21 protein-coding genes are annotated in these 23300 nt (G+C 48.2%); 12 read left to right on the top strand and 9 right to left on the bottom strand.

Going from position 1 to position 23300, the window contains the following annotated elements:
* The first annotated feature begins 23 nt into the window (after window positions 1-23).
* Window positions 24-1181, top strand: coding sequence for a glycerate kinase (locus N5P32_RS02850; RefSeq protein ID WP_265727675.1), 1158 nt, complete (start codon window positions 24-26; stop codon window positions 1179-1181).
* Window positions 1182-1202: 21 nt separating this feature from the next.
* On the opposite strand, the gene mnmE is transcribed toward N5P32_RS02850, so the two are convergent.
* The 4 genes from mnmE to rpmH all read right to left on the bottom strand — a co-directional run bounded on the left by mnmE (window position 1203) and on the right by rpmH (window position 5008).
* Window positions 1203-2582 (bottom strand): tRNA uridine-5-carboxymethylaminomethyl(34) synthesis GTPase MnmE, encoded by a 1380-nt coding sequence (gene mnmE / locus N5P32_RS02845; RefSeq protein WP_265727674.1) that lies wholly within the window; start codon window positions 2580-2582, stop codon window positions 1203-1205.
* Between the two features lie 134 nt (window positions 2583-2716).
* Window positions 2717-4372 (bottom strand): membrane protein insertase YidC, encoded by a 1656-nt coding sequence (yidC, locus tag N5P32_RS02840; RefSeq protein ID WP_265727673.1) that lies wholly within the window; start codon window positions 4370-4372, stop codon window positions 2717-2719.
* A gap of 94 nt (window positions 4373-4466) precedes the next feature.
* Window positions 4467-4865, bottom strand: coding sequence for a ribonuclease P protein component (gene rnpA, locus N5P32_RS02835; protein ID WP_265727672.1), 399 nt, complete (start codon window positions 4863-4865; stop codon window positions 4467-4469).
* A gap of 8 nt (window positions 4866-4873) precedes the next feature.
* The gene (rpmH, locus tag N5P32_RS02830; protein ID WP_012072147.1) at window positions 4874-5008 is read right to left on the bottom strand and encodes a 50S ribosomal protein L34; all 135 of its coding nucleotides are present in this window, start codon (window positions 5006-5008) and stop codon (window positions 4874-4876) included.
* Between the two features lie 512 nt (window positions 5009-5520).
* On the opposite strand from rpmH, the gene dnaA reads away from it, so the two are divergent.
* The 4 genes from dnaA (at window position 5521) to gyrB (ending at window position 11826) form a co-directional block, all read left to right on the top strand.
* Window positions 5521-7071, top strand: coding sequence for a chromosomal replication initiator protein DnaA (gene dnaA / locus N5P32_RS02825; protein WP_265727671.1), 1551 nt, complete (start codon window positions 5521-5523; stop codon window positions 7069-7071).
* A 32-nt stretch (window positions 7072-7103) separates the two neighbouring features.
* On the top strand, window positions 7104-8201 hold the full coding sequence (gene dnaN, locus N5P32_RS02820; RefSeq protein ID WP_265727670.1) for a DNA polymerase III subunit beta: 1098 nt from the start codon (window positions 7104-7106) through the stop codon (window positions 8199-8201).
* 94 nt (window positions 8202-8295) lie between these two features.
* A complete protein-coding gene (gene recF, locus N5P32_RS02815) occupies window positions 8296-9402 on the top strand; it encodes a DNA replication/repair protein RecF (protein WP_265727669.1) in 1107 nt (368 codons plus the stop codon).
* Complete coding sequence (gyrB, locus tag N5P32_RS02810) at window positions 9403-11826, top strand: DNA topoisomerase (ATP-hydrolyzing) subunit B (protein ID WP_265727668.1); 2424 nt, start codon at window positions 9403-9405, stop codon at window positions 11824-11826. It begins immediately after the preceding gene.
* Window positions 11827-11913: 87 nt separating this feature from the next.
* Here the strand turns inward: gyrB and N5P32_RS02805 are convergent, their stop codons facing one another.
* Window positions 11914-12816, bottom strand: coding sequence for a homocysteine S-methyltransferase family protein (locus N5P32_RS02805; RefSeq protein WP_265727667.1), 903 nt, complete (start codon window positions 12814-12816; stop codon window positions 11914-11916).
* Between the two features lie 280 nt (window positions 12817-13096).
* Here N5P32_RS02805 and N5P32_RS02800 point away from each other — a divergent pair, with 280 nt between their 5' ends.
* The 4 genes from N5P32_RS02800 to N5P32_RS02785 all read left to right on the top strand — a co-directional run bounded on the left by N5P32_RS02800 (window position 13097) and on the right by N5P32_RS02785 (window position 16595).
* The gene (locus tag N5P32_RS02800) at window positions 13097-13903 is read left to right on the top strand and encodes a transporter substrate-binding domain-containing protein (RefSeq protein WP_265727666.1); all 807 of its coding nucleotides are present in this window, start codon (window positions 13097-13099) and stop codon (window positions 13901-13903) included.
* A gap of 69 nt (window positions 13904-13972) precedes the next feature.
* Window positions 13973-14920, top strand: a complete 948-nt coding sequence (locus N5P32_RS02795; RefSeq protein ID WP_265727665.1) for an amino acid ABC transporter permease — start codon at window positions 13973-13975, stop codon at window positions 14918-14920.
* A gap of 25 nt (window positions 14921-14945) precedes the next feature.
* Window positions 14946-15674 (top strand): amino acid ABC transporter ATP-binding protein, encoded by a 729-nt coding sequence (locus N5P32_RS02790; RefSeq protein WP_265727696.1) that lies wholly within the window; start codon window positions 14946-14948, stop codon window positions 15672-15674.
* A 36-nt stretch (window positions 15675-15710) separates the two neighbouring features.
* Window positions 15711-16595: a LysR substrate-binding domain-containing protein gene (locus N5P32_RS02785; RefSeq protein WP_265727664.1), complete on the top strand. Its 885-nt coding sequence runs from the start codon at window positions 15711-15713 to the stop codon at window positions 16593-16595.
* Between the two features lie 52 nt (window positions 16596-16647).
* On the opposite strand, the gene N5P32_RS17930 is transcribed toward N5P32_RS02785, so the two are convergent.
* Complete coding sequence (locus tag N5P32_RS17930) at window positions 16648-17058, bottom strand: Rossmann-fold NAD(P)-binding domain-containing protein (RefSeq protein WP_322783816.1); 411 nt, start codon at window positions 17056-17058, stop codon at window positions 16648-16650.
* The gene (locus N5P32_RS17925) at window positions 17049-17492 is read right to left on the bottom strand and encodes an NAD(P)H-binding protein (protein ID WP_322783815.1); all 444 of its coding nucleotides are present in this window, start codon (window positions 17490-17492) and stop codon (window positions 17049-17051) included. The genes N5P32_RS17930 and N5P32_RS17925 overlap by 10 nt, the downstream gene beginning before the upstream one ends.
* A gap of 83 nt (window positions 17493-17575) precedes the next feature.
* Here N5P32_RS17925 and N5P32_RS02775 point away from each other — a divergent pair, with 83 nt between their 5' ends.
* On the top strand, window positions 17576-17989 hold the full coding sequence (locus tag N5P32_RS02775) for a winged helix-turn-helix transcriptional regulator (protein ID WP_265727663.1): 414 nt from the start codon (window positions 17576-17578) through the stop codon (window positions 17987-17989).
* Between the two features lie 177 nt (window positions 17990-18166).
* Here N5P32_RS02775 and N5P32_RS02770 read toward each other — a convergent pair whose 3' ends face one another.
* Together N5P32_RS02770 and N5P32_RS02765 are read right to left on the bottom strand one after the other, a co-directional pair.
* The gene (locus N5P32_RS02770) at window positions 18167-19450 is read right to left on the bottom strand and encodes an NAD(P)/FAD-dependent oxidoreductase (RefSeq protein WP_265727662.1); all 1284 of its coding nucleotides are present in this window, start codon (window positions 19448-19450) and stop codon (window positions 18167-18169) included.
* A gap of 118 nt (window positions 19451-19568) precedes the next feature.
* Window positions 19569-21059 carry an aldehyde dehydrogenase gene (locus tag N5P32_RS02765; protein ID WP_265727661.1) on the bottom strand — a complete coding sequence of 497 codons (1491 nt, stop codon included), beginning with the start codon at window positions 21057-21059 and terminating at the stop codon, window positions 19569-19571.
* Between the two features lie 214 nt (window positions 21060-21273).
* Between N5P32_RS02765 and aguB the strand changes: the two genes are divergently transcribed.
* Together aguB and aguA are read left to right on the top strand one after the other, a co-directional pair.
* Window positions 21274-22152, top strand: a complete 879-nt coding sequence (gene aguB, locus N5P32_RS02760) for an N-carbamoylputrescine amidase (protein WP_265727660.1) — start codon at window positions 21274-21276, stop codon at window positions 22150-22152.
* An 8-nt stretch (window positions 22153-22160) separates the two neighbouring features.
* On the top strand, window positions 22161-23237 hold the full coding sequence (gene aguA, locus N5P32_RS02755; RefSeq protein ID WP_265727659.1) for an agmatine deiminase: 1077 nt from the start codon (window positions 22161-22163) through the stop codon (window positions 23235-23237).
* The last annotated feature ends 63 nt before the right edge of the window (window positions 23238-23300 follow it).

Below are 23300 nucleotides of genomic sequence, written 5' to 3'. Positions count from 1 at the left end.
TTTTCCTGCAGCAAGGATTGACTATGAAGATTGTGATTGCTCCCGATTCCTTTAAAGAAAGTTTGACCGCGCTTGATGTTGCGAATGCGATTGAGGCGGGCTTTCGTCAGGTATTTCCTCGTGCGGACTATCTCAAAGTTCCGATGGCGGATGGGGGAGAAGGAACAGTGCAATCCATGGTGGATGCGACTCAAGGTCATTTTATTGACCTTGAAGTAACTGGGCCGTTGGGCAATAGAGTCATGGCGCAATACGGCATTTTAGGGGCGGTAGATGGCCAAGAGCCGACCACCGCGGTGATCGAAATGGCGTCTGCTTCAGGCCTTCATCTGGTGCCGCGAGAGCAGCGAGATCCTCGTTATACCACAAGCTTCGGAACGGGTGAGCTGATAAAAGACGCTCTTAACCGAGGCATTAAACACATTATTCTTGGTTTAGGTGGCAGTGCAACCAATGACGCTGGCGTTGGTCTGGCACAAGCATTGGGCATTCAATTCCTAGACGAAAATCATCAAGAACTGCCCTTTGGCGGCATGGCGCTCGCACAATTGAGTCACGTTGATGCAAGCCAAGCGCACCCTCTTCTATCCGAATGCCGCTTCGACGTCGCTTGTGACGTGGATAATCCGTTATGTGGTGAACGTGGTGCTTCGGCTATTTTTGGTCCACAAAAAGGCGCTACGCCAGAAATGGTTTCCTTGTTAGATAAAACGCTCGAGCATTTTGCGGATGTCTTGGTGCAAAGCGGTTTTGCGGATCACCGACTGGACGCTGGCGCTGGTGCGGCGGGTGGTATGGGATTAGGGGCGAAAGTCTTTCTTAGTGCGATGTTAAAACCCGGTATTGAGATTGTTATAGAGACAGTTGGCTTAGCAAGCTCACTACAGGGTGCAGATTTGGTGATTACCGGTGAAGGTCGGATCGATGGCCAAACGGTCTTTGGCAAAACGCCCATGGGCGTACTAAAACAAGCCAATAAAAATGGGGTTCCAGCCATTGGCATTGCTGGCAGTTTAGGGAAAGACGCCGAAGCCATTTTAGCGCACGGTATGTTGGCGATATTCCCTATTATTCCGGCGCTAGATAGCTTGGATAACGTCTTAACACAAGGCGAGCAAAACCTCATCACCACCGCTCGTAACGTGGCGGCGGCGATCAAGTTGGGACAAGGGTTGCACTGAAATCAGCCCTTATTTCAGTGATTACTTACCGATACAAAACGAGCCAAAGATGCGACCAAGCAAGTCGTCGCTGGTGAAGGCGCCAGTGATTTCGCTAAGCGCTTGCTGCGCCTCTTTAAGGTCTTCAGCGAGCAATTCCCCTGCGCCGTAGCCGTGGAGCTGTTCGTTGCCTGCGTCTAAGAAGCGGTTGGCTTTGTTAAGCGCTTCGATATGACGACGGCGAGCGATAAACCCCCCTTCAGTCGTGCTATCGAAGCCCATGACGGCTTTTAGGTGTTCAGTTAAATCAGTAACGCCCTCGCCTGTTTTTGCCGATAGAGAGACAACAGGAACGTCTGAGACCGTTTCAATCCCCGTGCCTTCTTTGGTTAAGTCGACTTTGTTACGCACCAAGGTTAAGTGTTTGGTATCGCCGAGTTTCTCCATGAATTCTGGCCAGATTTCGCTTGGGTCTTTTGAATCTATCGATTGGCTGTCGACCATCATTAAAATGCGATCGGCTTTGCTGATTTCGTCCCATGCGCGTTGAATACCGATGCGCTCTACTTCGTCTGGGCTATCTCGTAAGCCAGCCGTGTCGATAATGTGCAGAGGCATGCCATCTAGGTGAATATGTTCACGCAAGACGTCACGCGTAGTGCCTTCAATGTTGGTGACAATGGCGGATTCTTTGCCAGACAAGGCGTTCAATAAGCTGGATTTACCTGCATTGGGGCGCCCTGCAATTACCACGCTCATGCCTTCGCGGATCAAGGCGCCTTGGTTGGCTTCTTTGAGTACTTCTGCCAGTTTCGTTTGAATGCCAGCCAGTTCTGCCGCGACTTTGCCGTCACCAATGAAGTCGATTTCTTCTTCAGGAAAATCAATCGCCGCTTCCACGTAAATACGCAGATGAATTAAGGCTTCGACCAGTTCGTCAACGCGCTTCGAGAAAGCGCCTTGCAAAGAACGTAACGCGCATTTTGCGGCTTGCTCTGAGGTGCTGTCGATCAAATCGGCAATAGCTTCCGCTTGGGTTAAGTCCATTTTGTCGTTCATAAAAGCGCGTTCGGAAAACTCGCCTGGGCGGGCTAAACGTGCCCCAAGCGCCACACAATGGCTAAGCAGCATATCCATAATGACGGGACCACCGTGACCTTGTAATTCAAAGACGTCTTCGCCAGTGAAGGAGTTTGGTCCCGGAAAATACAAGGCGATGCCTTCATCCAGTTGTTCTTGATTCGTGGTTTTGAACGGCACGTAATGGGCATAACGAGGTTTCGGTTCAAAGCCGACTATTTGTTTGGCGATGGCAAGACTTTTTGGACCCGATAAACGAATGATCCCTACGCCACCTCGGCCAGGAGCGGTGGCTTGTGCGGCAATCGTGTCTTGGTCTGTGGCGTATTGGAAATTGGTCATAGTCAAACTCTGTGCGGTAAAAAATTAAATAGCGATGAAGCTATTGTCCGTTAGCGAAGCAAACATGGCAATCTAAACGTAAAAAAGGCCTCCCATTGGGAAGCCTTTTTAATCGAATCATTAGCCGTTTAGTATCAGGCTTCTTTTTCGATGCGTTTGGTAATTACATACTGTTGCAAGATAGACAACGTATTGTTTGTTACCCAGTATAGGACAAGACCCGCTGGGAACCATAGGAAGAAGACAGAGAATGCCACTGGCATAATCTTCATGATTCGAGCTTGCATTGGATCTGGTGGTGTTGGGTTTAGCGATTGCTGAACAAACATACTAATACCCATCAAAATTGGCAGGATAAAGAATGGGTCCATCACAGATAGATCGTGAATCCATAGGAAGAAAGGCGCGTGGCGCAATTCGACAGATTCCATCAATACCCAGTACAACGAAAGGAAAACAGGCATCTGAACCAAGATAGGCAAACAACCACCCAGAGGGTTAATTTTTTCTTTCTTGTAAAGCGCCATCATTTCTTGCGACATTTTCTGACGGTCATCACCATACTTTTCTTTCAGTTTGGCAATTTCTGGTCCGAACTTACGCATTTTCGCCATAGAACGGTAGCTTGTCGCTGACAACTTGAAGAAAACGGCTTTTACACAGACTACGACCAAGATAATCGCGATGCCCCAGTTGATCACAAATGACTGGATCAAGGTCAGCAACCAAAACAGTGGCTTAGCCAACCACCACAACCAGCCGTAATCCACTGTTAGATCAAGGTTTGCTGCCGTGCTTTCTAGGTGGTCTTGTAGTTTCGGACCTACGTAGAATGTCGAACTCAGAGTGCCTTGTTTACCTGGTGCAATCTCCACTGGCGTGCCAGTGAAACCGATGATGTTAAAGTCACCGTTGGTACGTGCTTGCAAAGTGACTTTTTGACCTTGCTCTGGAACCCAAGCAGACACAAAATAGTGCTGAAGTACCGCAACCCAACCTTGAGTGGTGGTTGTTTTAACTGGCTCCTCTTTCATATCAGAGAAAGACACTTTGCTGTATTTCGTTTGCTCGTCAGAAATGGCGCCACCTAGGTAAGGCTGTAAGCCCATGCTGGTGGCTTGACTTGGATCTGGCGTGTTATCACGTTTGATCTGAGCAAAGAGATTACCGCGCCAAGTGTTTGATGACGTATTGTCTACGGTGATCAATTGGCGAATACGGTATTTGCCTTTCATGAAGCGGAAAGTCTTGGTGTATTTCACGCCATTTGCGTCGGTGTAGTACAGATTCACATCAAGAGAATCTTCACCTTCTGCTAGCGTATAAGCCGCTTTTTCAGACTGATAAACAGGACGGCCTTCAGGGGAAGCGTCTGGGCCATTTTGGCCGACCAAACCACTTTGCGTCACATAAGTGCGCTCGGTGCCATCTTCTAAGATGACGAATGGGTCTGGCTTGCCTAATTCTTTTTTGTATTGAAGAAGCGCCGCTTCAACCAAGTCACCACCGACTGGATTGATGGCAACACGAAGGGTATCGGTTGTTACTTCAATCAGTTTTCCAGGTGCGATTTGCTTCGCATTTTGTGGAATTTCGGCATTGGCATCGGTTGTGCTTTGAGTTGCCATTGGCAAATCATCGCTCATTTGAGAGTTTGTCTCAGATTGAGACTGAGTGCTTTGAGCTACGCTTTGAGTGGACTGAGGACCATAATCTTGGCTCCACTGTAAGAACAGTAGGTAGCCACTGATAAAAAGCGCACCCCATAAAAAGTAACGTCTGAAATCCATGGTATTCAACTAATTTGTTTGGTTGGACAATAGGTTCACAGAACCCTTATAAAAATCACGCGCTATTAAACCAGCCTTTGGCAGTTTTTTCAGCCTATTTCTGTCTAGATTGATCGCGTTTTTTATTTTGAGCGGGTTTTTGGGCTTTTTTTGCCAGTTGACTCCATGCTTTTTCAAGTCTGGAGTGCAAATCGTCGTTTTCCAACTCTTTGATGCCTTGTCTTGCTAAAAAGACAATGTCGAGACCAGAAAGGGGGGTTTTGTGGTGACGAAAGGAATCACGCACCAAGCGTTTGATACGATTCCTGCCTACCGCGCGTTTATCCGTTTTCTTGGACACAATAAGACCCAACCGAGCTTGGTCGTCATCTCGTTTTCGTGCCAATAAAAGGAATTCGCCTGCGAAGACTTTGGAGGAAGTGTCGTTAAAGACGGATTGATAATCCCCGGCATTCAGAAGTCTGACATGCCGAGGAAAACAATAATCGGTCATCAGCGGGATTATGCGCTTAGAACCTTGCGGCCGCGAGCACGACGACGAGCGATAACTTGACGTCCGCCTTTAGTAGCCATACGAGCACGGAAACCGTGGTTACGTTTGCGTTTTAGAACGCTAGGTTGGAAAGTTCTTTTCATCTTAATTCTCTCACTGAATGCAGTGTTTGAGTTTTGAGGGTTAGCGGTCGCCAAGCCTCTACATTTGATTGGTCAAATCAGGGCGCGGATTTTAGAGCCTTTCCTCAGTAAATTCAATGCTTAGCACAGGCAAATTAGTAAATAAATAGTGATACAAACCATTAAATACTTACACACAGACTTCTACTGGCTTAGTGGATAAAGAAAATTTAGAAAGTGATCTTTATCCACAGATGGTTTTTATTGTTTTATTATGTGTATAAAAATCAAAATGTTAAAAAATTTTTACGTTGTGAATAATATTATCATAATGGGATTTGTATATGTGCATAACTTGTTCTTTTATGCACATCTGAAAAAGGTTATCTACCGCTGTGTATAACCTGCCGTGTTATTAACATTTGTGAGTTTTACAGGGCATTGGCTTTTTTTCTATTTATGTGTGGATAACTTTACATGGCCGATGTAAAATCCGCTCCTTGTCTGTCACTCAACCAGGGAGTACGTCTACAGTGTCTTTGGAGCATTGGAATCTTTGTCTGCAGCGTTTGCAGAGTGAGTTTTCCACATCTCAGTTCAACACTTGGATTCGTCCATTGCAGGCGGAAATGATGCCTAATGGAGAATTGTGCCTAAGTGCACCAAACCGTTTTGTGTTGGATTGGGTGAGTAACAAATATCAAACGCGCATAAAAGAGCTTTTGTCTGAGTTTGCAGGTGACGATCTTGCGCCTGCATTAAAGCTCGCGGTGAAATCACAAAATTTTGCTCAAGCAAACCAGATATCAACGCCTCCTCCACCTATTTCAAATGAGCCAGCGATTAGCCCTTTAAATAATGAAGTGGCGCGCGAGTCCGGTTATCGTCCGGGTTTTGGCTTAATGGATGAAGAAGAAGGCAGCCCAAATGCTGACCTTGAATTTGAAGCACCATTAACCTTATCTGGAGCGGGATTACGCGGAGAGCTTGAACCTTATGAACAGGGGCAGCTGCCATTAACCGCGCCCAAACGTAAAGTACAAGTGGAAGGTGGTATTAACCACGGCGCGAATCTGAATAATTCGTTTACCTTTGATAACTTCATCGAGGGTAAATCCAATCAGCTCGCTCATGCCGCTGCATTGCAAGTGGCCGAAAATCCAGGCGGTGCTTACAACCCTCTCTTTATCTATGGTGGCGTTGGTCTGGGTAAAACTCACTTAATGCAAGCCGTTGGTACGGAGATGATGCGTCATAATCCGAATGCCAAAGTGGTGTATTTGCACTCTGAACGCTTTGTTGCCGACATGGTAAAAGCCCTTCAGTTAAACGCAATCAACGATTTCAAGCGTTACTATCGTTCGGTAGACGCGTTACTTATTGATGATATTCAGTTTTTTGCTGGCAAAGACCGCACCCAAGAAGAGTTTTTCCACACCTTTAATGCCTTATTAGAAGGCGGCCAACAGATGATTTTGACCTGTGACCGTTATCCTAAGGAAATTCAAGGGTTGGAAGACCGTCTGAAGTCGCGTTTCGGCTGGGGGTTAACCGTGGCCATTGAGCCGCCAGAATTGGAAACTCGTGTGGCTATTTTGATGCGCAAAGCAGATGAAAGCGGCATTAAGTTATCTTATGATTCTGCTTTCTTTATTGCCCAGAAAATTCGCTCTAACGTCCGTGAATTAGAAGGCGCCTTAAAGCGTGTTATCGCCAACTCGCACTTTACTGGACGAGCGATTACTCCGGATTTTGTTCGCGAATCGTTAAAAGACCTTTTGGCCTTGCAAGACAAGCTGGTAAACATTGATAATATCCAGCGAATTGTGGCGGAATACTACAAAATTAAGATCAGTGATTTGCTGTCGAAACGTCGTAGTCGTTCTGTTGCTCGTCCTCGCCAAGTGGCGATGTCGTTAGCCAAAGAATTGACCAACCACAGCCTGCCAGAAATTGGTGACGCTTTTGGTGGTCGTGACCATACGACAGCCTTGCACGCGATTCGCAAGATTAAAGAACTGCAAGATACGGATTCGGATATCCGTGAAGACTACAAACAATTGATGCGAATTCTGACCACCTGATGGTCTAAGACTTTGAGTTTACGAGGAAAATAATGAAATTTTCAGTCGTCCGCGAGACACTCCTTAAGCCACTTCAACTAGTGGCAGGCGTTGTAGAACGCAAGCAAACTATGCCTGTCTTGGCCAATGTATTGGTGGAAGTGAAAGACCAAGTATTAACGCTTACTGGTTCCGATTTAGAAGTGGAATTAGTGGGCCATGTGCCATTAGACGAGTGTGAAGAAGGCCGAATTACGGTACCTGCTCGCAAGCTAATGGACATTTGCAAAAGTTTACCCGATAGCGCCGTGATTGAATTCACCTTGGATGACCAAAAAGCGGTGATCCGTTCAGGTCGTTCACGTTTTAGCTTGTCTACTTTGCCAGCCGATGAATTCCCGAATATCCAAGACATGCAAGGCGACCTAACGGTTTCTATTGCACAAAACAGCGTACGTCGTTTGATCGACCGTACAGGCTTTGCGATGGCAAACCAAGACGTTCGTTATTACCTAAACGGCATGTTGCTAGAAGTGGCAGACGGTCAGTTGCGCGTGGTTGCAACCGACGGACACCGTTTGGCGACCGCCGTGGAAGACGCTCAAGTGAGCGGCGATCTGACGCAAGTGATCGTACCTCGCAAAGGGGTATTGGAACTAAACCGTTTGCTAAACGATACCGATGAAGTGGTCGAGCTAACGATCGGCACCAACCATATTCGCGCGAAAGTGGCAGATTATGTGTTCACTTCTAAGCTAGTGGATGGCAAATTTCCGGACTACCATCGCGTTATTCCACGTAACAACGAAAAAATCGTCATTGCTGATCGTTTGGAGCTTCGTCAAGTGTTCCTACGTGCATCGATTCTTTCTAACGAGAAATACCGTGGCGTGCGTTTGATCTTGTCTAACGGCATGTTGCAAGTCTTCGCCAATAACCCAGAGCAAGAAGAAGCCGAAGAATCTGTGTTGGTGCAATACCAAGGCGACAACATGGAAGTGGGCTTTAACGTTGGCTACTTGTTGGACGTGTTGGGCGTTGTGGACTCTCAGGAAGTGCGTTTGTCCTTGAACGACTCGAACAGCAGTGCCTTGATCGAAGAAGCGCAAAGCCATGCAGCACAATACGTTGTGATGCCAATGCGTCTGTAATCGCCTTTCCGATCAAAGACCTATGACCCGCTTGGTGACTCATTTATTCAATCACCAAGTGGGTCTTCCCCACCCTAAGTAAGGTTTATCTGTTATGCCACTGGTGCGTTTGGACATCTCTCATGTTCGCAACCTTTCTAGTGTGCGCTTCGAACCTTCGCCTCAAGTGAATGTGATCGTCGGCAAAAATGGCAGTGGTAAAACCTCGGTGTTAGAAGCCATTCACCTATTGTCGTTTGGTCGTTCCTTCCGCAGTCATAAGCACAAAACCTATATTCAGCACGAAAATGACGCGTGTCTTGTTTTTGCACAGCTGCATCAAACGCAAGCCAGCCCTATTCGTGTTGGTTTGCAACGTCATCGTGATGGTCAAATTGACGTTCGTATCCAAGGACAACGAGCGCAGTCTGTCATTGAGCTGGCAGAACGTCTCCCCGTGCAGCTGATTAATCCCGATGCCTTTCGATTATTAGAGGGTTCACCCAGCATTCGTCGCCAATTTATTGACTGGGGAGCCTTTCATTTCGATAAAGACTTCATTCCGGCGTGGCGAGGCTGGCAAAAAGCATTAAAACAGCGGAATACCTTGCTTAGACGTGGTAAAATATCTCTCAGTTTATTGGCGGCATTTGATCAGGAATTGATCCGACTGGGTGAACAAGTCAATCAATCTCGCAAAGCGTATGTGGAAAAACTCACACCGCATTTTGAACGTGTTTTATCGCTATTAACGTCAGAACTTTCTGTGAATCTTCAGTTTTTCCAAGGCTGGGACGCACAAAAAAACTTAGCGATGGCCGTGGAAGCGGGACGCGAGCGCGATATTGAACTCGGTTACACCCATACCGGACCACAACGAGCGGATTTACGAGTAAAAACCGCCACGGGAGACGCGTTAGATACGCTTTCCAGAGGCCAACAAAAGCTTGTTGTGTCTGCGTTGAAAATTGCACAAGGGCAACTCTTGATCGAAATGGGTCGCCCACTGGTATTTTTAGTGGATGATTTACCAGCCGAGTTGGACGCCAATCATAGACAGAAGCTCTGTCGATTATTGGAGTCGTTAAACAGCCAAATTTTTATTACCAGTGTCGAGCCCGATACAACGGATTTTACTTGGGCTGACACAACAGACGTTCGTCAGTTTGTTATGAATCATGGCGAACTGTCTTTATTGAGCAAAGGTTTGCAGGAGAGTTAAATGAGTGAAAATAATTACGATTCGTCCAGTATCAAGGTGCTCAAAGGGCTAGATGCCGTACGTAAACGTCCTGGCATGTACATCGGCGACACAGACGATGGCACCGGTTTGCATCACATGGTGTTCGAAGTCGTGGATAACTCCATTGATGAAGCCCTTGCTGGTCACTGTGACACCATCACGGTATTGATTCACCCAGATGAATCGATTTCGGTTTCCGATAACGGCCGTGGTATTCCGGTTGATATTCACGAAGAAGAAGGTGTTTCTGCTGCCGAAGTTATCATGACGGTACTTCACGCTGGAGGTAAGTTTGACGATAACTCATACAAGGTTTCTGGTGGCCTACATGGCGTGGGTGTTTCCGTTGTAAACGCTCTGTCCGAAAGTCTCACGTTAACTATCCGTAAAAACGGCAAAGTGTACGAACAGCACTATGTTCACGGTGTTCCACAAGCGCCATTGGCGATCATTGGGGATTCCGACGGAGCCGGTACCACTGTACATTTCAAACCTTCTGCAGACACGTTTAGCAACATTCTGTTCATTTATGACATCTTGGCGAAGCGTCTACGTGAATTGTCATTCTTGAACTCTGGCGTTGCGATTAAATTGAAAGACGAGCGCTCCGGTAAAGAAGACTTCTTCAACTACGACGGTGGCTTGCGTTCATTTGTTGAGCATTTGAACACCAACAAAACGCCAATCAACGACATTTTTCACTTCATTTGCCAGCGTGACGACCTAGAAGACGGTATCGCCGTAGAAGTTGCCTTGCAGTGGAACGAAGGCTTCCAAGAAAACATCTACTGTTACACCAACAACATTCCACAACGCGATGGTGGTACTCACCTTGCGGGATTCCGTGGTGCGTTGACGCGTACGCTCAACACCTTCATCGAAAAAGAAGGCCTAGCGAAGAAACAAAAAGTGGCAACAACCGGCGATGACTGCCGTGAAGGTTTGACCGCCATCGTATCGGTGAAAGTGCCAGATCCGAAATTCTCTTCTCAGACCAAAGACAAGCTCGTATCGTCGGAAGTAAAAACCGCCGTAGAGCAAGAAATGGCGAAGCGTTTCTCTGAATTCCTACTCGAAAAACCCAACGAAGCGAAAATCATCGTCAACAAAATGATCGATGCTGCTCGTGCTCGTGAAGCCGCACGTCGTGCCCGTGATATGACGCGTCGTAAAGGCGCGCTAGACATCGCAGGCTTGCCGGGTAAATTGGCCGACTGTCAGGAAAAAGACCCAGCGCTTTCTGAAATCTACCTAGTGGAGGGTGACTCTGCGGGTGGTTCTGCAAAACAAGGTCGTGATCGTCGTACGCAAGCGATTTTGCCTCTTAAAGGTAAAATCTTGAACGTCGAGAAAGCCCGTTTTGACAAAATGCTGGCGTCGGTTGAAGTAGGCACCCTGATCACTGCATTGGGTTGTGGTATCGGTCGTGACGAGTTCAACGCCGACAAATTGCGTTACCACAGCATCGTTATCATGACCGATGCCGACGTCGATGGATCGCACATCCGTACCCTGCTTTTGACTTTCTTCTTCCGTCAAATGCCAGAAATCATCGAACGTGGTCACATCTTTATTGCGCAACCGCCGTTGTTTAAAATCAAACGTGGTAAGCAAGAACAGTACATCAAAGACGAAGCGGCATTGGATCAACACTTGATCGAAGTGGCTTTGGACGGCGCTCACATGCACGTCAACGAAGACGCTCCGGGCATTCAAGGCGAGCCTTTGGCGAAGCTGGTACGAGATTACATTCAAATCGAAGGCGATATCGACCGCTTGGCCCGTGTGTATCCAAAAGACGTCATGGGCAAGCTTCTGTACTGCAAAGCCTTGACGCAAGAAAGTCTAACCAACGAAAGCATTGTTTTAGAATGGGTTGAAGCCATTCGTAACCAAATGCCGCAAGACGCGCGCACCGGTTTCCGTTTTGACTTCTCTGTTGAAAAAGACGACGAACGTAACATCTTCCTGCCAGTGGTCGACATTATGTCTCATGGTGTGTCGAACCGTTACCGTTTTGAAGGTACTTTCTTCAACTCTCCAGAATACAAACGTATTGTCGCGATGTCGGACACCGTGGCTGAATTGTTTGGTGAAGAGTCCTTTATTCAACGTGGCGAACGTCGCGAACCGGTAAAAACCATCAGCGACATGAAAGCGTGGCTAATGAAAGAAGCGTCTCGTGGTATGACCATCCAGCGCTACAAAGGATTGGGTGAGATGAACCCTGAGCAGCTTTGGGAAACCACCATGGACCCAGATGCACGTCGTATGCTTCGCGTCACCATTGATGACGCCGTTGCCGCTGACCAAATGTTCACCACCTTGATGGGTGACGAAGTGGAACCACGTCGTAACTTCATTCAAGACAACGCCTTGAACGTAGCGAACCTAGACGTTTAAGACGGATTATTGACCATAAAAAGCCCCCGATTTCGCGAGAAATCGGGGGCTTTTTTGTTTGCCTAGCGGGCTGTGTAAGCTCTGTTATCAAAGATGCGCTGACAACGCTTTGATGTGTTCTGGTCCAATACCACAGCAGCCGCCGATTAAGGTGGCGCCCTGCTCTTTCCAGCGTTGTGCCCACACTAGATAAGAATCAGGCGTAAGGTCGTTACGCAACTCGTCCAAACCATCATTTGCAGTCGCATTTTTGGGTTGAGGAGGAAATGCGTTGGCGTATGCGCCTAACTGTATGGTGTCTTGGTGTAACGCGGACAAGACGTCTTGTGATAGTTGGATGGCGTCGGCAATGATTTCTGGCTGACAACAGTTAAACAGAATGCCATTCACGCCAACGTTGGCCATCGCTGCGACAGCTTCTTTGACGGTTTCGCCAGAGCGTAAACGGGGCTGATCGGTGGCTTCTGAATCTTCCAATGTAAAAGAAACCCAATAAGGTTTGCTTTGGCCGTCTATTTCATCCACCAGCGCTTTCATTTGCAGGGTTTCCGCCAGCAAGCTTTGGGTTTCGTTTAGCCAAAGATCAACCCGCGGGGCGAGCGCTTCGATAATAGGTCGAGCAATCTGTTCTGCGCGATCCGCTTCGTATAAATCGGCACGGTATGAACCAAATAAGGGCGCTAAAGAACCGGCTACTTTTACTTCTTCATCCGCTTCCTCTGCGGCTTCACGAGCGACGCGAGCAGATTCAATGACCAGTTCCGTCACGCGTTGTTGAAAGACTTCTTCCCCAATATGGAAAGGCACCAAGGCGTAACTGTTGGTAGTAATAACCCGTGAACCAGCGTCTATGTAGGCTTTATGAACGTCTTTGACGATTTCTGGTGCTTCCATCATGGCCAAAGCCGACCATTCTGGTTGTTTAAAAGGCGCGCCGCGACGCTCTAATTCGCGACCCATACCGCCATCTAGAATAGTGATTGAATGCATAACCGCTCCCGTATTGTTAATAGGAGGCATTTTAACCATGAGCGCGACAGATAGACATGGCTTTGATTATAAAATTAGGGTCAATATTTGGTTTTTAAGGGTATAATGTGCCTATATATTAAAAATATCGCCTTATCAATTAAAAAACCTTGGTCTTAGGGGCGTATTCCATAGTTATTCTTCCTGACGGCTTTCCGTTATATTGTCCCGCCAAATACCCCCTATAATGTCTGTATCCATTGCGTTTTTAGCGCAACGGGTGAACAAAACGAGGAATGTTATGAAATTTGGTCTTAAAAAAGCGCTGTCGAGTGTCGCCTTAGTCGGTGCCTTATTTTCTGCTACTGGCTATGCCGCAGAACCGGCTATCGACAGTATTTTGTCGAGCGGTGAACTGAAAGTGTGTTTTGAAGCGGGCTACATTCCTTTCGAAATGAAGACCAAAGACGGTCGTTTTATCGGTTTTGATATCGACATTGCGAAACACATGGCGCGTTCGATCGACGTGAAATTTGTGCCAGTCAACACGGCTTGGGACGGCATCATTCCGGCACTTCAAACGGGCAAGTGCGACATTATTATTGGCGGTATGGCCATCACGCCTCAGCGCAACCTAAAGGTCATGTTTGCCGACACTTACATTGAAATAGGCCAAACGGTGCTGATCAAATCCGAGTTAGAAGACAAAGTGACGTCTTTTCGAGATTTGAACGATCCGAAATACCGATTAGCATCGCAGATTGGCACAACGGGAGCGCAAGCGGCGAAAAAATATTTCCCAAAAGCGACTCTAGATTTGTTTGAAACGTCCGCTGATGCGGTGTTGCAAGTGGCCAATGGCAAGGCGGATGCCTTTGTCTATGACCTGCCGTACAATGCCTTGTATGCGTCTCAGCACAAAGACACCGTGGTGCATTTGGACCAGTCGTTTACGTATGAGCCTTTAGGTTGGGCGATTCGTCAAAACGACCCTAATTTCCTAAATTTCTTGAATAACTACCTTGTTCAAATCAAAAAAGACGGCTCCTACGACCGTATTTACGACAAGTGGTTTAAATCGGATGCCTGGGTCGACAGCATCCAATAACCTTGTATTTTATTATCGCGTTTCAAAGAGCCTACATTATGTAGGCTCTTTTTATAGTTAAGAGAGCTCATGCAAACACAATCTTCACGTTGGCTTGGACACGGGTTATATCTGGTGATCATGGCGGTATTGATTTCTGGCGTGTATTTCGCGGGTCAGAAAATCGATTACTCCTGGCATTGGGAACGCTTATGGCCTTACATAATCAATACCGAATCCCAAGATATTGTCGCCATTACCGATGGAACGGCGGTGGTCGATGCCGCTGGACGACTGTCTATTGAGCCAGACTTTGGCGATGACCCGCAAATCGTGAACGTCTACGACACCTTGGTATCGCGACATGGCGATTTGATTTTTCAAGGGGACACGATTGCGCGTATCGATGGTTGGCGTTTTGGGCCAATCGCAGAAGGTTTGTGGGTGACCATTAAGATCTCCTTTATTTCGTTGATCTTTGCTGTGTTATTGGGCGTGATGTTTGGCTTGATGCGAGTGGCGCACGGTCAAGTGTGGCGTAATTTGGCGGTGACGTATGTGGAAGTCATTCGTGGTACGCCGCTGCTGGTGCAAATTTTCATTGTGTATTTCTTCATCGGTACGGTGTTTGATTTAGATCGTTTTACCGCTGGTGTGGCGGCTTTGTCTATTTTCACCGGGGCGTATGTGGCGGAGATCGTGCGAGCAGGGATCCAGTCTGTGCCTGTCGGACAGATGGAAGCCGCGCGCTCGCTGGGAATGAATTACGTTGAGGCCATGGCGTATGTGATTATGCCGCAGGCGATTAAACGCACTTTGCCACCGCTTGCTGGGCAATTTATTAATTTGATCAAAGATTCTTCTCTGGTGTCGGTGATTTCCATCACGGATTTAACCAAAGCCGGTCGTGAGGTGGTCAGCGGCAGCTTTGCGCCATTTGAGGTTTGGTTTACGGTCGCCGTGCTGTATTTGGTGGTGACGGGTGGCTTGTCTTTACTTATTCAGCGTTTAGAAAAGAGGTTATCGGCCAGTGACTGATTCAACGACCGCGTCTGCTACTTCAATGCCTTTGATTCAAGCGCGTAACGTCAATAAGGTTTTCCCGAACGGCTGTCATGCCTTGAAAGACGTTTCATTGGACGTGCAACGGGGTGAAGTGGTGGTGATTATCGGACCAAGTGGTTCGGGTAAATCGACTTTCTTACGCACTCTTAATCAATTAGAAACCATCACCTCGGGTGGGATTTTCGTGGATCAAGTGGATTTGACCGATAAGCGCACCGACATCAATGTGGTACGCGAGGAAGTTGGCATGGTGTTTCAGGCGTTTAATCTGTTTCCCCATAAGACGGCGCTTGGCAATGTGATGCTAGCGCCCATGAAGGTGCTCAAACAGAGTAAAGCAGAAGCACAAAAAACCGCTGAGAGTTTGCTAGAGCGAGTTGGTCTTGCGGATCGTATGGACAATTACCCTTCGCGCTTGTCGGGTGGACAACAGCAACGAGTGGCCATTGCACGATCGCTCGCGATGAAGCCCAAAGTGCTGTTATTTGATGAACCAACCAGTGCGCTTGATCCAGAAATGGTCGGCGAGGTGTTGGATGTAATGAAAGAACTGGCGAAAGAAGGCATGACCATGGTTGTGGTCACGCACGAAATGGGCTTTGCTCAAGAAGTGGCCGACCGTGTGGTGTTTATGGAAGACGGGGAGCTGGCTTTGGAAGAAACTCCAGAACGTTTCTTTCATTCTGATCATCCGCGCTTGCAACGCTTTTTAGGTCAGGTACTCTAACGCTTCGTCTTTTTAGAGCGATGGTTAGAGTACCGAATGAACCAAAAATCCCTCCCTCCGTTAAACTGGCTACGAACTTTTGAAGTCTCTGCGCGCAGTCTGAATTTCACCAAGGCCGCACACGAGCTTCATTTGACTCAAGGTGCCGTTAGCCAGCAAATACGCTTGCTTGAAGGCCATCTTGGCGTGGCGTTGTTTACTCGTCTCCCTCGCGGCTTGGCGCTGACTGATGAAGGCATGTCTTATCTTCCTGTGGTGCAGGATTCTATCTCCAGATTGGCGGCAGCGACCAATGAGCTGTTCAATCAAGATCAACGAACTCCGGTCAAAATCCGCGGTAGTTTGTCCTTTTTTGTGCATTGGTTGGCACCTAAATTGACAGAGTTTCATCGTCTGTACCCTAATATTGACATTCGCTACATCAGCTCTCTTTGGGTGAAAGATTCAGAAGCCGATGACGACTTCGAGATCCGCTGGGGCAATGGCCAATGGCCGGGTTATGTCTCGCAGCGTTTAAGCTGGGACAGCCTGTTTCCTGTTTGTTCGCCAGAACTCATCGACCGTTTACCACTGGCGACTACCTCAGACCTTAGCGAGCATACGTTATTGCACGTGTTAGGTTACGAAGAAGGCTGGGGGTATTGGCTGTCGATGGTGAATGACGTTGAGGTGGATCCTTCACGTGGAATGCAGTTGGACACATTATTGGCGTCGTTGCGATTGGCTGAGTTGGGTGTGGGGGTCGCACTGGCAAGGTCTTCGATGGTGGAAGACATGTTGGCAGATGGTCGGCTGGTGGAGCCTTTTGATTTGCGTATTCCCGCCAGTGAATCTTTTTATTTGGTGCGTAAATCCGGCACCGAACTGTCGGCAGAGGCCACGGTCTTTTTTGACTGGCTAGAGCGACAAGTCCGTTTATAAATTGGCTAAGACAGAGTGCCCTGTCTTAGCCAATAATTCTACGTCAGGCTAATTACAACGCGGCTTTGATGCTGTCTTCAATAGACGTTGTTGGACGACCAATGAGCGTCGACAGTGTTTTTCTGTCGTCAAACAAGCCGCCTTTCGATGCGCCCACTTCTGAATTCGCCAAAATGGCAGCAAAGCCTTCCGGTAAGCCAACACCGACCAAGATCTTGGTGAATTCGGCTTCTGGCACATTGTGGTAGGCCACGTCTTTACCAGATGCCTTGCTGATGGCTGCAGCGTATTCGCTTAGAGTGAAGGCGCTGTCGCCAGCCAATTCATATACTTTGCCTGCTTGTTGGTCTTTCAGTAACACCACGGCAGCGGCTTCTGCGTAGTCGGCTCGTGCTGCTGTAGACAATTTGCCCTCTTCAGCACAACCAACCACACCGTGTTCAAGTGCACCCGCTACACCCATGGTGTAGTTTTCTGATACCAGCCATTGCGCAACAACACATGCGGCACACCAGATTCTGCCAACAGCGCTTCGGTTGCGACGTGTTCTTCCGCCAAAATCAACGGCGAGCTGTCTGCACGCAAAATACTGGTGTAAGCAATCAAGGAAACGCCAGCGTGTTTTGCCGCATTGATGACATTGGCGTGCTGAGCGGCACGTTGGCCTACTTCACTGGAAGACACCAACAGCACTTTTTCAACGCCCTGCATCGCAGCAACAAGAGCGTCTTGGTCTGTGTAGTCAGCCTGACGAACTTGAACACCCTTTTCTGCCAAATCGGCGACTTTTTCTGGGCTACGAACGCCTGCAACAATGTTGCTCGCTGCTGTTTTTTCCAATAGTGAATCAATAACAAGACGGCCAAGTTGACCGGATGCGCCTGTGACTAAAATCATTATTTTCTCCTTTGAGTTTTAAGTGGATGAAAGTAGAATACTTCACTAACAAACTTTTAGTAAGTACGTACAAAAAGGTAAGTATGGAAAATATTTTGCAAACCAATCAGAGTGGCATGTCAGGTTTATTTGATAGAGGCGATGTGTTTTCAGATAAATGCCCTTCCCGAGATATTCTGAAACATGTGACCAGTCGTTGGGGAGTGTTAGTGCTGTTTGCGCTGAAAGACGGCGAGACGCAGCGCTTCAGTGAGCTGCGCCGCAAGATTGTTGGCGTGAGTGAAAAAATGCTCGCGCAAACCTTGCAGGCGTTGGAGCTGGATGGGTTTGTGTCGCGAATTTCTTATCCGGTTGTGCCGCCTCATGTGGAGTACAGTTTGACGGAGTTAGGCGTTGAAGTGGCCACGCGAGTGGCGAATCTGGCGGATTGGATCGAAGATAATATCGCGGATATTTTGGCGATTAAATCCCAAAAAGAAGACAACCTAAACGGCTAAAATCATTCTGTTAGAGCAATAAAATCGCACCATTACCCGTTACTTGCAGGCAATGTGAATACTCACTTACATGCAGTTACATGAGATCACGTTTTTTTACAGAAAATCGTATCAGGCACTATAAAAAAAGCCGCTTTAGGCGGCTTTTGCGGGTGATCATTATAGGCAGAGAAAGGGCTAAATCCCCAGTTTATCTCGCATGTTGTAGTAAGCTGCGCCCACTGCCGTATAAGGTATGCGCAATAAGCGTCCACCAGGGAATTGATATTGTGGCATGCTGGCAAACACGTCAAAGCGCTCCATTTCGCCATCAATTGCGTCCGATAAAATCTCGCCCATGAGATGGGAGTTGGTCACGCCGTGGCCAGAATAGCCTTGAGCGTAATAAAGATTATCGCCAATTTTGCCGACTTGCGGCATGCGCATCATGGTCAACAGGAAGTTACCTGTCCACGCAAAATCGATTTTAGTGTCTTTCAAGATCGGATACGTTTTCAGCATTTTGGGCACGATAATGGATTCGATCTTCCCCGGATCACGAGCGCCATAAGTGGTTCCGCCTCCGTAAATGAGTCGTCCATCGCCGGACAAACGATAGTAATCCAATAAATAGTTACAATCTTCCACGCAACGGTCTGTTGGTAACAGTTGTTTTTGAATGTCTTCTGGCAGCGGCTCAGTCGCAATCACCTGAGTGCCACAAGGCATGGCTTTCTTTTCAACTTCAGGCAGCAAGCCAAATATGTACGCATTGCCTGCGACCACAATGGTGTCTGCAACCACGGTGCCTTGCTTGGTAACGACTTTGCCCGGTTTGCCCTGCTCTAAACGAATGACTTCGGAATCTTCAAAGATCTGCCCGCCGAGTGCTTCAAAGGCGTTGGCTTGGCCAAGAACCAGATTCAGTGGCTGAATGTGACCGCCCTTTTTGTCCAACAAACCGCCTGCGTATCGGTCTGATCCGATGTGATCTTGAATAGACGACGCCGTCAGCAATTCCAGCTCATTGTGGCCATGGGACTCCCACAAGGCTTTTTTGGCTTTTAATTCTTCAAATTGCTTTTTGTTGCACGCTGCAAAGACGTTACCGTGCTTGAGGTCACAATCGATGTTGTATTTTTCGATGCGATGACGAATCAATTCAGAGCCAGCAAACGCCATTTTGGCCATTTTCTGACCAATGTCATCGCCGTAATTTTTGTAGATGTAGTCGATGTCGCGGTTAAAGCTGTTGACGATTTGGCCGCCATTACGGCCTGATGCGCCAAAGCCAATACGCGAGCCTTCGACAACGATAACTCGCTTGCCCTTTTCCGCTAAGCTAAGGGCGGTCGATATGCCAGTAAACCCAGCACCAACGACACAGACATCACAACGATGCTCACCCGTTAGCTGTGGACGAATGGCTTTATCATTTGCGTAGGCCGCGTAGTATGAATTTGCATGAGTAGGGGATGACATAGAGAACCTCTCCTATAGCGTGTAGACGCGTTAATCCGTGCGTCTACAGTAGTGTAAAAAAGCGGGGCTATTAACGCCCCTATTAATCCAACGATGGCTTGCGAGTCTTAGATTTGGTTTATTTCAGACTGATCCAGGTGTTTTTAATTTCAGTGTATTTTTCCAGCGCATGCCACGATTTATCTCGTCCGTTTCCAGACGCTTTAACGCCACCAAAAGGCACCGTTGTATCGCCATCGCCCCAGGTGTTTACCCACACCATGCCAGACTCTAGTAGACGGCTGACACGGTGCGCACGGCCCAAGTCATTGGTCCAAATTGATGCACCTAAGCCGTATTTCGAGTCGTTCGCCAATTCAATGGCTTCGGCTTCGGTGTCAAACGTCATCACCGCCAACACAGGGCCAAAAATCTCTTCTTGCACGAAGGTCATTGCGTGGCTTGCGTCGGTAAAAATGGTTGGTTTAGCGTAGAACCCCTGCCCTTCTTGATAATCGGGAACGCCGCCTAACGCCAACGTGGCGCCTTCAGCAATCGCACTCTCAATAAATCCTGTTACGGTATCCAGCTGAGCTTTGTCGACCATTGGCCCCATTTTTGTTGCTGGGTCTAATGGGTCGCCGGGTACGTAGGTTTTTGCTGCCTCAAGCAAGGCGACCATAAAGGCGTCCTTGATGCTGCTGTGAACGTACAAACGGGAACAGGCAATGCACACTTCCCCTTGGTTGGTGAAAATGGCCGTTGCTGCGCCTTTGGCAGCCGCTTCAATGTCTTTGCAATCTTCAAAGACGATGCAAGGCGATTTACCGCCCGCTTCTAGCCAAACCCGCTTCATGTTGGATTGACCCGCGTATTGCATCAGTAGTCCTGCCACGCGGCTAGAACCAGTGAATGCTAAGGTGCCAATATCATGGTGCAGCGCAAGGGCTTTTCCAGCGGTGTGACCAAAACCTGGGAGGACGTTGAATACGCCGTCTGGAATCCCCGCTTGCGTTGCCAACTCGGCAATTCTGAGAGCGCTCAATGGCGATTTCTCAGACGGTTTTAGAATGATGCTGTTGCCCGCAGCCAAAGCCGGTGCAATTTTCCACATCACCATCATTAATGGGTAATTCCAAGGCGTAATAATGGCGACAACACCCAATGGTTCGCGGCTGATCAGTGCCAAATTGTCTGGGTTGGTTGGTGCGATTTCACCATACAATTTGTCGATGCATTCGGCCGACCAACGTAAACTGTCGATGGAATCAGGTACGTCGATACCAACCATTTCCGAAATCGACTTACCCATGTCCAAGGTGTCTATTAAGGCCAATTCGTCTTGGTGCTCTTCTAGTAAATCCGCCCATTTTTGTAAGATGCGTTTGCGTTTATTGGGTGCCATGTTCGACCATACGCCGCTTTTAAACGCAGCTTTGGCCGCCGCGGTCGCCAGATTCACATCGGCTTCGTCACAGCTGGCGACTTTTGCCAACAAGGATTCGTCCGTAGGATTGATACAATCAAACGTGTCACCGCTTTGTGCTGGCGTGAAAACACCATTAATGTAGGCGTCGGAATGCAGGCTAATCGTGTTTCGAAGGGCTTGCCATTCTTGGTAAGTTTTCATACGTAATTCCTTTCTTTGGCGTCCAACAAAAACGCTAAATGGGTTGCTATGAATCTAAACTAACTGAGCAGCGTCCTTTCACACCATATCCCCGTGGGGGTATATCGTAATTTTCCGAATTCTCTAAGATGGCGAAATTGGCTTTAGAACATCGTTTAGTCAGACAAAATAATGAAAAAACTTCTAACAAACTGTCATTTGGAGTACTCAGCTTATGTCAAAGATAACCGTTGCCGCCACGCAAATGCATTGCACGTGGAACCAGCAAGATAACCTTGATCGTGCGGAAAAGCTAATACGTTCGGCGGCTGCCAAAGGCGCTCAAGTTATCCTGATTCAGGAGTTGTTTGAAACGCCGTATTTTTGCATAGAGATCCACGAACCCTATCATGATTTGGCGACCACATTGTCCGAAAATGCGGCCTTTAAGCGCTTCCAAGCGTTGGCGGCCGAATTGAATGTAGTCTTGCCGTTTAGTTGGTTTGAAAAAGCCGGACAAGTCCGTTTTAACTCCTTGGCAATGATCGATGCGGGTGGCGAGTTGTTGGGTGTGTATCGTAAAACGCACATCCCTGACAGCGATGGTTATTTGGAAAAATACTACTTCAGCCCTGGCGATACTGGCTTCAAAGTGTGGAACACAAAATTCGGTTGCATTGGTGTGGGTATTTGTTGGGATCAGTGGTTCCCAGAAACCGCGCGATCTATGGCGCTGATGGGAGCCGATTTGTTGCTTTTCCCAACGGCCATTGGTTCCGAGCCGAGCCAATCCGATCTCGACAGCATGCCTCACTGGACAAACACCATGCGCGGTCATGCTGCCGCCAACCAGACGCCAGTGATTGCGTCCAACCGAATTGGCACGGAACAAGCGGAACACCGTGATTTGGCACTGACCTTCTATGGTTCGTCGTTTATTTGCGATGAACGTGGTGAATTAATCGAGCAAGCTGACCGCGAGAGCGAAGCGATTCTGGTGCACACGTTTGATTTGGAAAAAGTGCGTACTCAGCGTAAGGCGTGGGGGCTTTTCCGTGATCGTCGACCAGAGCATTACGACGTCATCAAAACCCTCGATGGTCAGGTCAAATAGGAGGCTGCATGTTAACCACTCCCAAAGCGGATGATTTTTGGATGCCGGGTGAACACAGCCCTCAGAGCACGGTGTGGCTGGCATGGCCGACTCGTCCCGATAACTGGCGTGATAATGGCTTGCCTGCGCAGGCGGCTTTCGCGCATTTTATTGAACGTTTAAGTGGCTATGTCACGGTAAAATTGGCGGTGTTGCCAGAGTACGAAGCGCAAGCCAGAAGCATGCTGCCCAGCTCTACTCAGCTCTTTCCCATGACTTACAATGACGCATGGATGCGAGACATTGGCCCGACGATGGTCGTCAATGACGCCGGTGTTAAGCGTGCGGTGAATTGGCAATTTAATGCGTGGGGGGGCGAATTGGATGGACTTTATGACGATTGGTCTGACGATGAAAACGTCGCCACGCAGATTGCTCAGCAAGAAGGCGTAGAACGTTATGACGCGCCTTTTGTGCTTGAAGGCGGCTCGATTCATTGCGATGGCGAAGGCACACTTTACACAACGGAAGAGTGTTTGCTGCACCCAAGCCGAAATCCCGAGCTAAGCCGAGAAGGCATCGAAGCGCAGCTGAAAGCCTACTTATCGATTGAAAAGGTCATCTGGTTGCCGTTGGGATTATTCAACGATGAAACCAACGGCCACATCGATAATATTTTGCATGTGGTTCGCCCCGGTGAAGTGTTATTGACGGTGTGTGATGACGAAAATGATCCGCAATACGCCATCAGCCAGCAGGCATTGAACTTATTGGCGGAAACGCGAGATGCGCGTGGACGTCAGATCCTAGTCCATAGATTGCCTATGCCGGGGCCGCTTTATATTCGCGAAGACGAAGCGGCCGGGTTGGTACAACCAGATCGCATGGCGCGTGCGGCAGAAGATCGCTTGGCAGGCTCTTACGCGAACTGCTTAATCTGTAATGGTGCCGTGTTTTACCCGTTATTGGACGAAGCGAAAGACCGCGTTGCTCACGATGTGCTGCAGAAAGCGTTCCCACACCATGAGCTTATCGGCATCCCAGCGCGCGATATTTTGTTGGGTGGAGGCAACTTGCACTGCATTACGCAACAGATTCCTGCGTAATGTTTTGCGGGTGTTGCACCCATAAAAATAGCCTAGCGACGCATCGCTAGGCTATTTTTGTTT

Source organism: Marinomonas pontica (assembly GCF_026191375.1).
GTDB classification, from domain to species: Bacteria; Pseudomonadota; Gammaproteobacteria; order Pseudomonadales; family Marinomonadaceae; genus Marinomonas; species Marinomonas pontica.
Note: the sequence above shows the minus strand (reverse complement) of the source record. Positions and strands in the feature narration are given on the sequence as shown.

Bases quoted from the DNA above. Each gene is read 5' to 3' on its own strand.
- N5P32_RS02790 (WP_265727696.1), top strand. From the start codon at position 14,946: ATGCCTTTGATTCAAGCGCGTAACGTCAATAAGGTTTTCCCGAACGGC.
- N5P32_RS02805 (WP_265727667.1), bottom strand. From the start codon at position 12,816: ATGCATTCAATCACTATTCTAGATGGCGGTATGGGTCGCGAATTAGAG.
- mnmE (WP_265727674.1), bottom strand. From the start codon at position 2,582: ATGACCAATTTCCAATACGCCACAGACCAAGACACGATTGCCGCACAA.
- N5P32_RS17930 (WP_322783816.1), bottom strand. From the start codon at position 17,058: ATGGGTGTAGCGGGTGCACTTGAACACGGTGTGGTTGGTTGTGCTGAA.
- N5P32_RS02775 (WP_265727663.1), top strand. From the start codon at position 17,576: ATGGAAAATATTTTGCAAACCAATCAGAGTGGCATGTCAGGTTTATTT.
- N5P32_RS17925 (WP_322783815.1), bottom strand. From the start codon at position 17,492: ATGATTTTAGTCACAGGCGCATCCGGTCAACTTGGCCGTCTTGTTATT.
- N5P32_RS02800 (WP_265727666.1), top strand. From the start codon at position 13,097: ATGAAATTTGGTCTTAAAAAAGCGCTGTCGAGTGTCGCCTTAGTCGGT.
- aguA (WP_265727659.1), top strand. From the start codon at position 22,161: ATGTTAACCACTCCCAAAGCGGATGATTTTTGGATGCCGGGTGAACAC.
- yidC (WP_265727673.1), bottom strand. From the start codon at position 4,372: ATGGATTTCAGACGTTACTTTTTATGGGGTGCGCTTTTTATCAGTGGC.
- N5P32_RS02770 (WP_265727662.1), bottom strand. From the start codon at position 19,450: ATGTCATCCCCTACTCATGCAAATTCATACTACGCGGCCTACGCAAAT.
- gyrB (WP_265727668.1), top strand. From the start codon at position 9,403: ATGAGTGAAAATAATTACGATTCGTCCAGTATCAAGGTGCTCAAAGGG.
- N5P32_RS02850 (WP_265727675.1), top strand. From the start codon at position 24: ATGAAGATTGTGATTGCTCCCGATTCCTTTAAAGAAAGTTTGACCGCG.
- N5P32_RS02765 (WP_265727661.1), bottom strand. From the start codon at position 21,059: ATGAAAACTTACCAAGAATGGCAAGCCCTTCGAAACACGATTAGCCTG.
- N5P32_RS02785 (WP_265727664.1), top strand. From the start codon at position 15,711: ATGAACCAAAAATCCCTCCCTCCGTTAAACTGGCTACGAACTTTTGAA.
- rnpA (WP_265727672.1), bottom strand. From the start codon at position 4,865: ATGACCGATTATTGTTTTCCTCGGCATGTCAGACTTCTGAATGCCGGG.
- aguB (WP_265727660.1), top strand. From the start codon at position 21,274: ATGTCAAAGATAACCGTTGCCGCCACGCAAATGCATTGCACGTGGAAC.
- N5P32_RS02795 (WP_265727665.1), top strand. From the start codon at position 13,973: ATGCAAACACAATCTTCACGTTGGCTTGGACACGGGTTATATCTGGTG.
- recF (WP_265727669.1), top strand. From the start codon at position 8,296: ATGCCACTGGTGCGTTTGGACATCTCTCATGTTCGCAACCTTTCTAGT.
- rpmH (WP_012072147.1), bottom strand. From the start codon at position 5,008: ATGAAAAGAACTTTCCAACCTAGCGTTCTAAAACGCAAACGTAACCAC.
- dnaN (WP_265727670.1), top strand. From the start codon at position 7,104: ATGAAATTTTCAGTCGTCCGCGAGACACTCCTTAAGCCACTTCAACTA.